The organism is Novosphingobium acidiphilum DSM 19966, from assembly GCF_000429005.1.
GTDB classification, from domain to species: Bacteria; Pseudomonadota; Alphaproteobacteria; order Sphingomonadales; family Sphingomonadaceae; genus Novosphingobium; species Novosphingobium acidiphilum.
This window is the reverse complement of sequence record NZ_AUBA01000004.1, coordinates 248,102-259,141: the sequence shown is the minus strand read 5'-3', so window position 1 is coordinate 259,141 and position 11,040 is coordinate 248,102. Positions and strand designations below refer to the sequence as shown.

The following is an 11,040-nucleotide window of genomic DNA, read 5'->3' as shown; positions in this document are numbered from 1 at the left end:
TGGATGATGCCGAACCTGACGTACTGGCCTACATGACGTTCCCCAAGGAACATCGGGCCAAGTTGCACAGCACGAATCCCATCGAACGCCTGAATGGCGAGATCAAACGCCGCACCGAAGTGGTCGGGATCTTCCCCAACGAAGGCGCGATCACCCGCCTGATCGGCGCCATCCTCATGGAGCAATCCGACGAATGGGCCGTCCAGCGCGCACGCTACATGACGCTTGAAACAATGGCGCCACTCAGCGACAATCCCATCGTCATGCTATCGGCTGTGCCCGGCGCATGATCGGCTCAAACTGACGCCGAAATCGGTGGTGGCCCCAATAAGCTACACCACGCCGTGGGACACGATCACAGTGCAGACTAATACCACTGCTGTCCGCAAAAACGACATAATCGAGCGAAATGCCCGGAGCGATCAGGCATTGTTCGCCTGACTCCGAACCGAACATCAGCAGCTTGCCCGGCGTGATATGTCTGTGAAGGGTCGCGGCAGGTCGAGCAGCTAGCTTCTCCCACCACCTGCTCTGCAAGTTCCTCCTTAGCTGGGCTTCCTCTGCCGATTCAGGCGGGATGATGACATCATCAAGGCTCATGGCGGGTGGCTCCTACGGTTGCAGCAACGGGCGCAGTCTCGAGTTGGCCGAATAGCGTACACTCCGGTGGCCGCCATTGGAAGCTGGGCATGCGTGGATACCTACAACGCAGCGCTATCACGCTGCACAACCCTGCAAACGCAAATTTGAACCCAACGATGATCAGTCGTGTGACACGACCGTTCCGCAACCCGTGAAGCACCGTCGCACACCGTGCTCGCACGGCCCAAAACCGTGCGAGAAACCGTGTGAATGGTTTTGAGTCCCCAAATGAGGGCCAACCAAATGTGATAATTGGGAAAATTGGTAGCGGAGGAGGGACTCGAACCCCCGACACGCGGATTATGATTCCTGGTGGATCGTTGATTTTCAACGGTTTTCGTGTAAACCGCTATCCTCACCCGTCCTTACTTATCAATAGCTTACCGAAGGGCTGTAAACCGCTCGGGAGCCGAAAACGGCACCGTTTTGAGCGAATTCCGAGCCGACCGAATACCCGCATCTTGGGTGCGGAAGTCGCGTGGCGCAAGGCTGAATTTTGCCTTGCGCGGGGTGGTCGAGGTTTTGTTGGCGGAGCACGCTGATGAGCGTCGAAACCATGGGATGGGCCAAGCTGCAGGTCTGCGGTTGCCCATACGCCAAAGCCGTGCTGATCGAACTCGCCAACTGGGCCCGCGCCGACGGCATCTGTGAATTTCGCAGGGTCAATGACATCGCCACGGTCGTCGAGATATCGGAGCGTTCTGTACAGCGCGCTTTGCGGCTGCTGGAGACGCCGAAGGCCGATGGTGGCAGGGGCTTGATCCGGCGCGTCGCACGATCGCGGCGTGATGGGGGCCAGCAAGCCAATTGCTTCGAACTGGTCGGCTACATCTACCCGGGTGACCAACAGTCACCCCCCTCCCGAAATGCCGAGTCAAACCGCGGCAGACCGTCACCCCCCGGTGACAGACCGTCACCCCCGGGGTGTCCAATGGACGGGGGAGGGGGTGACCACCTTGTCACCCCTTATAGAGAGCTAGAATCAAACCTTATAGACTCCCCCCAAAGCCCCCCGAGGTCTGACGTGCCACGCAAGCCGATTGCAGACGACTGGTTGGCGCCCACGATCGACCAACTGCCGTCAACGGCCTGGGAGCTTGCCGAGCAGTGGCCACACGGTGCCTACGAGGCCGAAGCGGAAGCCTTCCATCAGCATTGGCTGGGCAGGGGGGATCGGCGGGCCAACTGGGACGCGCTTTGGTCGGCGCGTATCCCTTTGCTACATTCCTCGGTGATGCGGGCAGGGAAAGCTGGTGTGCTCTTCTGTGCGAACCTGCCAACTGCCGGGCAGGAATCCCGAGCATTGCAGGATCACTCACCGGTCAAGGCCCTGTCGCTGGAAACCGGTCGATCATTGCAGCTTCGCCAAACCTTGCAGGCAGCAGTCTCCGAGGGGGACTGGACCAACTACCTCAGCCTGGCTGCTTACCAGTTCGGCGGGCCGAGGCTGCGGGTGATTGTCCGCTCGGACTTCATGCGCAACTGGGTCGAGGCCAATTTCGGCAAAGACATCCTGACCGTAGCTCAGCGCCTCGACCCGGCTGTCAGTTGTGTCTGCGTCGAGGCCGAAGCTTCCTGGCCCCAAAAACGGGACGGTGGTGCCAGGCGGGCGGCCAGCTCCCAACCAGTGAGCATTCCGCCGCATCAGGCCAGTGCACACTGACCCACCCGTGCGCATGACCACACGTGAACATGTGAAGGATTGAACATGTCAACAATTGCGATTGTGAGCCAGAAGGGCGGCTCAGGAAAAACCACGCTGGCGGTGAACCTCGCCGCTGCTGCCGAGGCAGTTGGTCAGATTACCCTCATTATCGATACCGATGCGCAGGCGACCGCTAGCCAATGGGGTTCCTGGCGAAACGACCGAGCGCCGGAAGTGATCGACAGTGCGCCGCCTCGCATTCAGCACAAGGTCGAACAGGCCATAGCACAGGGCGCGACTTTCATCGTCGTCGATACGCCACCCCATGCGGACAGCGCGGCGAGCCGTGCTGTCGAAGTGGCTGACCTGGTGCTCATCCCGTGTCGCCCGAGCGCGTTTGACCTTGCGGCGATCCGGACGACGGTCAAGCTGATCCGGCTATTCGACAAGCCGGCGTTCGTGGTGTTCACCGCTGGCCCGCCGAACGCGCCCAAGATCTATCAGGACGCGATCGATCTGGTGCGTGGGTTCGGAATTGAGGCCTGTCCGCACCTACTGCCCGACCGTGCCGCCTACCGCCATGCAAGTGCCGCGGGAGCGTCCGTTTTGGAATTCGAGCCAGATGGCAAAGCGACGGCAGAAATCGTCGCCCTTCACATGTGGGCATGCGCACATGTGAACATGTCCATCAGCCAACATGTTGAGGTGTGAACAAATGAGCCGATTTGCAAATCTCGCCGACAAGCCAACGGCCGCCGTGCGATCAGGTCTGCCAGAGAACTCTGTTCCGCCAAGACCCATCCATCACGAGCCGGACCGAACAATTCCATCACGCCCTCCGCCAAGCCGTATTGGCCGCAAGGCCATCTCAGCCTACTTCTCACCCGAGATGTCGCTCGCCATGCACCTTTGTGCGCGCAAGCAAGGCATCAGTCTGCAGACCCTCATGGCCGAAGCGTTCGACGATGTCCTGCGTAAGTACGGCGAGAGCCCCGTTGGTGGATAACCTGCCTGGAAACCAGTGGCGGCTCACGCACATTTTTTTGGCTCAGCGCATCGGAAGCTCCACCACACCCGTGTTCAGGGCGTTTGATTGTACAGCAACAATCCTGACGATTAGATCGCGCCCGGTCTGGTGTGGCATGTCTGCGGTAAACTGGCTTGGCTGCCCAGCATAGTGCAGGCGCACGTGATTTACGACAGCGCCGTGATCAAGAACATCGGCTTCGATGCGGTAATTGGCTTCGTCCCACAGGCCTCCCGGGCTGATTGGGCAACCGCACATCATCGTAACTTTTGCATCGAGTCTTGCGATGCCATCAGCGGCGCGGGTTAGGTTTGGGGTAATCAGCAGCCCTGCAAATTTCAGCACCCATCCATCACCAATCACGGCTTGGCCTGGTATTACCCACATAGCCGAACGAACTGTGATTGCCGCAGTCGGTTGTCCCATCGGGCCGTGCGCCTCGACTTCCACCAGCGTGGGCCGGGCAATGTCGATCACGGCGTCAAACCCGGCGGTCTGGGCATCAGACAGCGTGGCGCCGCGCGCTTTGGGCGATTTCATGATGCGATCGGTGTCCCCGGTCCCGCCTTGGATTATGCCCTTGCTCAACACCTGATGGGTCGTTGCGTCACGCACGGTGACTTCGACGCCGCCAGAATGATCGCCAATGAATTTGGCGTCCTCGCTCAAGGCGCGGATCATCAGATGCGTCGGTTCGGCAGATGCGGGCATGGCGATGAACGCCAGGCTGGTTGCGAGCAAAATGCGTTGGAGGACGTGTGACATGATGCGCATTCCTGTTTGAGTGAATCTACTGGATAGCACGTCAGCACGCGCCATGTTGGCATTGATAAATCAGCGTCCAAATGGTGCTTTGCCTTGGTATATCCCAAGTAAATGATATCATTCGTATAAGTGTAGCATCGCAGGTCCTGATCAGAGCCGATCCAGATTTTGCCAGTCCGAATATGCTTCCCGATGGACAGACACGTTGTGCTCTTAGCGATTGCCGCGCTAACTGGCTTCCTTGGATATTTTAGAAGGGAATATCGTGGTCGGGTCATTTTATGAACGGCATATCCTGCCGCATGTAATTGGTTGCGCCTGCGGGTCTCGGCCGATTAGACGACAGCGGGCAAAGATTGTGCCCCAGGCGACGGGTCGCGTGCTTGAACTCGGCATTGGGGGTGGCCTGAACCTTGCCTTTTATGATCCTGCCAAGGTCGAGAGCGTCACCGGCGTCGATCCCTCGGCAGAACTGCGCAAGCTCGCGCATGGTGCGCCGCGCCCGGATGGGCTGAACGTCACTATTCTGGCAGGCGAAGCAGAGAGCTTGCCGTTCGATGATGCGACCTTTGACACGATCACGTGCACCTTTACGCTTTGCTCTGTCCGATCGCCACAGGCCGCGCTCGGTGAAGCGCGCCGGGTTCTCAAGCCCGGCGGGACTTTGCTGTTTTCCGAGCACGGGCTTTCGCCGGATGTTCGGACTCAACGTTGGCAGATGCGACTGGAGCCGCTGTGGCTGCCTCTTGCGGGGGGCTGCCACTTAACGAGGCCAGTTTCCGCATCGATCGAAGCTGCCGGCTTCGTCATTAATCATCTCGAGACCATGTACCTGCCCAAAACGCCCAGCGTGCTCGGTTGGTGCGAATGGGGCGCTGCCCAGCCCACCAGGCGATAACGCCTTCGATCGGCACGAACAGGGTTGGCCACTGGCGAACTGTGCCACGCAACATACGCCCGGGTTATCCAGACGGGTGTGCGGATTTTATCACTATCAATTTGTCATAATCACTATTTGGTAATATGATGACGCGATGTTTTGCCTTCTAAAGGACACCTGATCGATGCAATCCGGCAGCGCAGCGTCAACCATCGGGTCAACGCCTGACGTACCCTTGCGCATTGGCGATGCCGTGCCCGATTTCACAGCGCGCACCACGCAAGGCATGGTGCGCTTGTCGGAATTTCGCGGACGCTGGCTCGTATTTTTCTCGCATCCGGCCGATTTCACGCCCGTATGCACCAGCGAATTCATGGCCATCGCAGCGGCTGCGGACCGGTTTGAAGCGCTAGGATGCAGCCTGCTGGGTCATTCGATCGACAGCCTTTTCTCGCATCTGGCCTGGATCCGCGCAATTCACGACGAACTGGGTGTCCGCGTACCGTTTCCGGTTGTCGAAGACCCCACGCTCGAGATCGCCCGCGCGTTTGGTATGGTGCCTGCGGACGTGCACCATGCCGCGTCCGTCCGCGCCGTCTATTTCATCAATCCAGACGGCGTGCTGATGGCCAGCATGTTCTATCCGGTAAGCGTTGGACGGTCAGTTGAGGAAATGCTGCGGACCCTGGCCGCGCTTCAACAAACCCAGTCAGGGGCCGTGATGTCGCCCGCAGAATGGCAGCCAGGCGATGCACTGCTATCACCACCGGAATTTACAGCAGAGGCGGTTTTGGCGGCCAACGGGCCGACGGGCTGGTTTTACCGGAAGGCGCCAACGCCATGAAACGGGCTGGTCAAACTCCGGTGGATATCGCGCGACTGGTCGAGGAATTGCGTCTCATCGGGCACCCGATGCGGCTTCAATTGCTGGCGATTCTCGCGCGCGGCGAACGAGGCGTTGGCGAGCTTGTGGCCGATACCGGACAGGGGCCCGTGTTGATCAGCCAGCAACTGGCATTATTGCGCAAAGCCGGTCTGGTGCAGACACGCCGCGAGGCCAAACAGGTCTTTTACAGATTGGCAGATGGCAGATTGGGTCACGTCATAGCCAGCCTGTCGGAGATAATTGGCCCCGCTCATTCTGTCGCCAGCCGTTCGCCTGTGGTGACGCCAATCAGCCGGGGGGTCAGCGCAGCCATGTTCGCTCGGGTTGAACCGCGGGCCTAGATCGGCACGATCTGGTCGGCAAGAGCGGCCATCGCCGGACGATGGCTGACCAGCAGCAAGCCCGTTCCGGTCTTGCGCAGCCATTCGTCCAGTTGATTGATCAACGCGCGTTCCGTCGCAGCGTCCAGCCCTTCGCTTGGTTCGTCCAGCACCAGCCAGGGGCGCCCGGCCAGCAGCGCGCGGGCAATGGCAAGGCGCCGCCGCTGACCGCCTGACAGACGTGCACCATCGCTCCCCAGCCACTGATTAAGGCCATCGGGCAGCGCGCGGACCATGTCGGCGGCGCACGCAACCGTCAGTGCCTCCCACATAGCTTCGGTGGTCAGACCCGGCCGGGCCAGTCCCAGATTGTCGGCCACACTTCCGGCAATCATCGGCGAATCCTGAGCGCACAGCGCGAAGATTTCGCGCAGACCGGTCAAGCCCCATGTTGCAGGTGATTGCCCCGCCACCAGCAGCGCCTGTGGCGCATCGCCTCTCAGCCCCAGAAGCGTTTCGACAAGCCTTGTTTTGCCTGAACCCGAAGGACCGGCAATCAGCACCCGGCTGCCAGGTAAGCACGCCACACCGCATACATTGAGCTCGGGCGAAGCAGGCATTGTCGCACTGGCGTCGACTTTGGCTGTGGCAGGCTCAAGCGTGCTGAGGCGCTCCACGGCCTGATCGATCTCGTGCGCGCGCATATCCGACGCCGCCAGTCCCGCCCAGCCTTCGAAAGCGGCGAGACCTGCCAGCAGGCCAAATGCGAAACTTGGCGCAGGGCCACGTGCTACCCATGCCATCGCGGCAATCGCAACCGTGGCGAGGATAGTCTGAACGGCCTGGATAGCTCCCTCGGCACGAACCAGCCCCAAACGCGCTTTGGCATGGGCGGTCGCTGGCGCGTTGAGTGCCTTCGCCAGCGGCGGAGCCAGACCATAGATCATGATGTCTGCAGACGGCCCGGCCATATCGGCATAGTCGGACTGAAGCGCGGTGTAGGCGGTTGCCAGTTCGGCTTGCAGCGCAGGCAAGCGGCGCAACGCCATGGTTTTTGCCGTCAGGCGCATGACTGGCAATGCCACCAGATAGATGGCTGTGGCGGTCCAGCCCATCGCCAGCGCACCGATAAGACCGGCAACGCCGAATGCCCAGGCACCGGGACGCGACATCCGCCGAATGACCGAATCTTCAAGCGCATCGACATCTTTGCCCAGCCGTGACGCCAATTCCCCGGGACGTCCGGGGATCCACCCGGCAAGCGCGCTTGCCACCACGGCGCGGAACAGGCCGGTGCGCACTTCGGCCAGCGCAAACAGCGCGGCGCGGTGACCGAACATGCGCTCGCCATAGCGTGTGCCGGTGCGCGTGATCGCAGCGGCCCGGATCGCGGCGCTGGGCAACAGATAGTTGAACGCCTGCACCGCCGCGATGCCCGAAACCCCGGCGATGGTAGCGCCTGCCAGAAACTGGCCCGAGACCGCCAGCAGGCCCACTGCCGACAGCGCGGCCAGCACCGCGCAGGTGATGCCTGCCCACATGATCCGCCATTGGCCGGCCAAGGCCTGTTGCACGAGTGCCAACATCACGCGATCCTCAGCACTGTCTCGGCCATGGCCACCAGTTCGGCGTCATGCGTGGCGACGATCACCAGATGGTCGGTCGCCAATCGGCCAAGAACGCTGCGGATCGTCGCGGCCGTCGCCTCGTCCAGATCGGCTGTCGGCTCGTCCAGCAGCAGGATCGGCCGACCCGACAGCATGGCGCGCGCAAGCCCGATCCGCCGACGCTCGCCGCCCGACAGGCCGGAACCGCGATGATCGAGCGTCGTGCCAAGCCCGCCGCGCTGGACGAGCATGGGGCCAAGACCCAGACTGTGCAGGCAGTCTGCCATCGCCGCATCGTCGGCCTGGCCCATCGACAGATTGGTGCGCAGGCTGCCAGGCAGCAACGCCACCTGCTGCCCGGCCCAACCGATCGCCGCATTGAGCGCAGCCGGTGCAAACACAGCCCCGTCGACTACGATCTTGCCCGCCACAAGCGGTACCTGGCCGATCAGGCCAAGCAGGAGCGTGCTCTTTCCGGTTCCGGTCGGGCCGGCGATCGCGTGCAGCCCCGGACTTGACCAACGCCAATCGAGCGGACCTATCGTCTCGCCCCCGACGTGGGCAAACGCGACACCCTTGCCCGCTATTTGCAAAGGAACTGCAATCGGTTCGACGGCGACCGGTATCTTGGCCATTTCAGCGTTGAGCGCTGCCATCGCCGCTTCGCCCTGCTGTTTGTCGTGATAGGCTGCGGCCAGGCGGCGCATCGCCAAGTAAAACTCCGGCGCCATCGCCAATGTGAAAAAGGCACGCAGCCCGGTCAAATGCTCCGGGGCCGGAAATGGCAGCAATCCGAGCAGGGAAAACCCGCAATAGACCGCGACCAGCGCGACCGAAAGCGCGGCAAAGAATTCCAGAATGGCACTGGAAGCAAAGGCTATGCCCAGAACATCCATCGTTCGCCTGGCAACTTGTCGGGCCGCCTCGCCAAGATGGCGGGCGACCCGGTCTTCAGCCGCAAAGCCGAGAATTGCCGGCAAGTTGCGCAGGCGATCGACAAACAACCCGGCCAACCGGTTCAATGCGACATGCTGACTTTCGGCGCGGCGCGCGGCAGCGCTGCCGGCGAGCACCAGCGCAAGAACAAAGGGCACCAGAGTCGCCACCATGATCAGACTGGCGATCCAGCTGGCCGCTGCGACGGCGAGGGCAATCAGCAATGGCGACAAGCCGCTGGCTGCACGCAAGGGCAAAAAGCGTGCAACCTGACCTTCGGTCGCAATGATCGAGTCCACGGCGAGGTGCATGTCCTCTCCGACGAGACTGCCGCGCAGCATCCGGGTGGGCAGAAGAGCCGGATGCACCAGTGCCCGCAGGCGGGTCGTTGCTGCGATGGCCGCGCTTTGCCCGACGATATTCGCCCGGAAAACAGCCATTGCGCGCAAGCAACCGCCAACCATGAAGAGCAGGCTCGCCCAAAGCATACCTGTTCGTGCACCCGTCCGGGCATCGACAGCCAGCGCAATCGCTGCGGCGATCGGGATCGCGCCAAGACTGTCGGTCAACCACCAGATGACTGCTGAAGGGTTTGGCCGGATACGGGCGATTGCTTGGGGAGCTGGCTTGACCATATTATGAAAGTATCATATTTAATGAAAGTGCGATTGGCAAGTGAGTCTCCTGTGGCCCCACCGCCGATTGACCGGTCCGCGCCCGTTTGGCGTGCGCACCCATAGGAGCATGTCCGATGGATATGGCGGTAGTTGAACTTTCCCGGCTGCAGTTTGCGCTGACGGCCATGTACCACTTTCTGTTCGTGCCTCTCACTCTTGGCCTGTCATTCATGCTGGTCATTATGGAGAGCATCTATGTGATCACCAAGCGGCCGATCTGGCGCGTGATCACCCGCTTTTGGGGCAAGCTGTTCGGGATCAACTTTGTCCTCGGCGTCGCCACCGGCCTTACCATGGAATTCGAATTCGGCACCAACTGGGCCTATTACGCCCACTATGTCGGCGATATTTTCGGCGCGCCACTGGCGATCGAAGGGCTGATGGCGTTCTTTCTGGAAGCCACATTTGTCGGTCTGATGTTCTTTGGTTGGGACCGGCTCAGCCGGGTCCAGCACCTGTTCGTCACATTCCTGGTCGCGCTGGGGTCCAACCTGTCGGCATTGTGGATCCTGATCGCCAATGGCTGGATGCAAAATCCTGTCGGCGCCACGTTCAATCCGCAGACCATGCGCATGGAAGTGACTGACTTTTATGCCGTGCTGTTCAACCCCGTGGCGCAGGCCAAATTCGTGCACACCGTCAGCGCCGGCTACGTCTGCGCGGCAACGTTCGTCATGGGCGTTTCGGCGATCTATCTGTTGCAGGGCAAATGGACCAATGTGGCGCGCCGTTCGATGATGGTGGCCGCCGCGTTCGGCCTGGCCTCCGCGCTGTCGGTGGTCGTGCTCGGCGATGAAAGCGGCTATACCATTTCCGACAACCAGAAGATGAAAATGGCCGCGATCGAGGCGATGTGGAAGACAGAGCCCGCGCCGGCCGGTCTGACTCTGGTCGGACTGCCCGATCTTGCCACGCAGCAGACGCTCTATGCGATCAAGGTGCCCTATGTCCTGGGCGTGATCGGCACGCACAGCCTGACCGGTCAGGTGACCGGGATCAATGACCTGCTGTTGCAGGCCGATCAGCGTATTCACAGCGGCATCATCGGGTATGACGCGATCCAGAAGCTGAAAGTGAACCAGAACGATGTGGCCGCGCGCGCTGTCTTCGAAGCGCACAAGCGCGACGTTGGCTTTGCCTTGCTGACCAAGCGCTATGTGTCCGATCCGCGTCAGGCCAGTGATACGCAGATCCTTCAGGCCGCGCGCGATACGATACCCAACGTGCCGGTGATGTTCTGGCTGTTTCGCGGCATGGCCGGGCTGGGCTTTGGATTCATCGCCTATTTCGGCATGGCCTTCTGGTGCGCCTCGTCCTGCCAGTTTTCCAAGCCGTGGTTCCTCAGGCTGGCGGTGCTGATGATCCCGCTGCCATGGCTGGCGATCGAAGGTGGCTGGGTGCTGGCGGAAATCGGGCGGCAACCATGGTCGGTGGATGGCGTGCTGCCCACGTTCCTCGGCGCGTCCTCGCTGACGATCCCGCAGATCTGGACGACGATCATTGGCTTTACCGCGCTTTATGGCACGCTGGCGGTGATCGAGATCCGCCTGATGATCGCGTCGATCCGCAAAGGGCCGATCGAGCCGCATTATCCGGTTGCGCCGGCCGGGTCCTTCACCGGGTTCGTCCCGATGCCTGCCGAATAAGGGAGCAGA

12 protein-coding genes are annotated in these 11,040 nt (G+C 61.2%); 8 read left to right on the top strand and 4 right to left on the bottom strand.

Going from position 1 to position 11,040, the window contains the following annotated elements; all coding sequences use genetic code 11:
• Positions 1-290: IS256 family transposase (locus tag G404_RS0105445; RefSeq protein ID WP_028640183.1), on the top strand; the 290-nt coding region annotated here is incomplete at its 5' end.
• Here the strand turns inward: G404_RS0105445 and G404_RS20320 are convergent.
• On the bottom strand, positions 262-600 hold the full coding sequence (locus G404_RS20320; RefSeq protein ID WP_156906210.1) for a hypothetical protein: 339 nt from the start codon (positions 598-600) through the stop codon (positions 262-264). The two genes, G404_RS0105445 and G404_RS20320, sit on opposite strands and share 29 nt — an antisense overlap.
• 1,096 nt (positions 601-1,696) lie before the next feature.
• On the opposite strand from G404_RS20320, the gene G404_RS20315 reads away from it, so the two are divergent.
• From G404_RS20315 to G404_RS0105430, 3 genes are read left to right on the top strand one after another with little or no spacing between them, the layout of a single operon-like run.
• Positions 1,697-2,305, top strand: coding sequence for a DnaA N-terminal domain-containing protein (locus tag G404_RS20315; protein WP_156906209.1), 609 nt, complete (start codon positions 1,697-1,699; stop codon positions 2,303-2,305).
• Positions 2,306-2,350: 45 nt separating this feature from the next.
• A complete protein-coding gene (gene parA, locus G404_RS0105435; RefSeq protein ID WP_028640181.1) occupies positions 2,351-2,998 on the top strand; it encodes a ParA family partition ATPase in 648 nt (215 codons plus the stop codon).
• A gap of 4 nt (positions 2,999-3,002) precedes the next feature.
• The gene (locus G404_RS0105430) at positions 3,003-3,293 is read left to right on the top strand and encodes a ribbon-helix-helix domain-containing protein (protein ID WP_028640180.1); all 291 of its coding nucleotides are present in this window, start codon (positions 3,003-3,005) and stop codon (positions 3,291-3,293) included.
• A gap of 42 nt (positions 3,294-3,335) precedes the next feature.
• Here the strand turns inward: G404_RS0105430 and G404_RS18205 are convergent, their stop codons facing one another.
• Positions 3,336-4,079 carry a hypothetical protein gene (locus G404_RS18205; protein ID WP_156906208.1) on the bottom strand — a complete coding sequence of 248 codons (744 nt, stop codon included), beginning with the start codon at positions 4,077-4,079 and terminating at the stop codon, positions 3,336-3,338.
• A gap of 265 nt (positions 4,080-4,344) precedes the next feature.
• Between G404_RS18205 and G404_RS0105420 the strand changes: the two genes are divergently transcribed.
• From G404_RS0105420 to G404_RS0105410, 3 genes are all read left to right on the top strand, one after another.
• On the top strand, positions 4,345-4,977 hold the full coding sequence (locus G404_RS0105420) for a class I SAM-dependent methyltransferase (protein ID WP_281170255.1): 633 nt from the start codon (positions 4,345-4,347) through the stop codon (positions 4,975-4,977).
• 166 nt (positions 4,978-5,143) lie between these two features.
• Positions 5,144-5,803 (top strand): peroxiredoxin, encoded by a 660-nt coding sequence (locus G404_RS0105415; protein ID WP_036520436.1) that lies wholly within the window; start codon positions 5,144-5,146, stop codon positions 5,801-5,803.
• Positions 5,800-6,186 (top strand): ArsR/SmtB family transcription factor, encoded by a 387-nt coding sequence (locus tag G404_RS0105410; protein ID WP_051280237.1) that lies wholly within the window; start codon positions 5,800-5,802, stop codon positions 6,184-6,186. Before G404_RS0105415 ends, G404_RS0105410 begins: the two co-directional genes overlap by 4 nt.
• On the opposite strand, the gene G404_RS0105405 is transcribed toward G404_RS0105410, so the two are convergent.
• Together G404_RS0105405 and G404_RS0105400 are read right to left on the bottom strand one after the other, a co-directional pair.
• A complete protein-coding gene (locus tag G404_RS0105405; RefSeq protein ID WP_028640176.1) occupies positions 6,183-7,751 on the bottom strand; it encodes an amino acid ABC transporter ATP-binding/permease protein in 1,569 nt (522 codons plus the stop codon). The two genes, G404_RS0105410 and G404_RS0105405, sit on opposite strands and share 4 nt — an antisense overlap.
• The gene (locus G404_RS0105400) at positions 7,751-9,343 is read right to left on the bottom strand and encodes an ATP-binding cassette domain-containing protein (protein ID WP_051280235.1); all 1,593 of its coding nucleotides are present in this window, start codon (positions 9,341-9,343) and stop codon (positions 7,751-7,753) included. The genes G404_RS0105405 and G404_RS0105400 overlap by 1 nt, the downstream gene beginning before the upstream one ends.
• A 116-nt stretch (positions 9,344-9,459) precedes the next feature.
• Here G404_RS0105400 and G404_RS0105395 point away from each other — a divergent pair, with 116 nt between their 5' ends.
• The gene (locus tag G404_RS0105395) at positions 9,460-11,031 is read left to right on the top strand and encodes a cytochrome ubiquinol oxidase subunit I (RefSeq protein ID WP_028640174.1); all 1,572 of its coding nucleotides are present in this window, start codon (positions 9,460-9,462) and stop codon (positions 11,029-11,031) included.
• Positions 11,032-11,040: the final 9 nt, after the last annotated feature.

Bases quoted from the DNA above. Each gene is read 5' to 3' on its own strand.
- G404_RS20320 (WP_156906210.1), bottom strand. From the start codon at position 600: ATGAGCCTTGATGATGTCATCATCCCGCCTGAATCGGCAGAGGAAGCC.
- parA (WP_028640181.1), top strand. From the start codon at position 2,351: ATGTCAACAATTGCGATTGTGAGCCAGAAGGGCGGCTCAGGAAAAACC.
- G404_RS0105430 (WP_028640180.1), top strand. From the start codon at position 3,003: ATGAGCCGATTTGCAAATCTCGCCGACAAGCCAACGGCCGCCGTGCGA.
- G404_RS18205 (WP_156906208.1), bottom strand. From the start codon at position 4,079: ATGTCACACGTCCTCCAACGCATTTTGCTCGCAACCAGCCTGGCGTTC.
- G404_RS0105415 (WP_036520436.1), top strand. From the start codon at position 5,144: ATGCAATCCGGCAGCGCAGCGTCAACCATCGGGTCAACGCCTGACGTA.
- G404_RS0105410 (WP_051280237.1), top strand. From the start codon at position 5,800: ATGAAACGGGCTGGTCAAACTCCGGTGGATATCGCGCGACTGGTCGAG.
- G404_RS0105405 (WP_028640176.1), bottom strand. From the start codon at position 7,751: ATGTTGGCACTCGTGCAACAGGCCTTGGCCGGCCAATGGCGGATCATG.
- G404_RS0105400 (WP_051280235.1), bottom strand. From the start codon at position 9,343: ATGGTCAAGCCAGCTCCCCAAGCAATCGCCCGTATCCGGCCAAACCCT.
- G404_RS0105395 (WP_028640174.1), top strand. From the start codon at position 9,460: ATGGATATGGCGGTAGTTGAACTTTCCCGGCTGCAGTTTGCGCTGACG.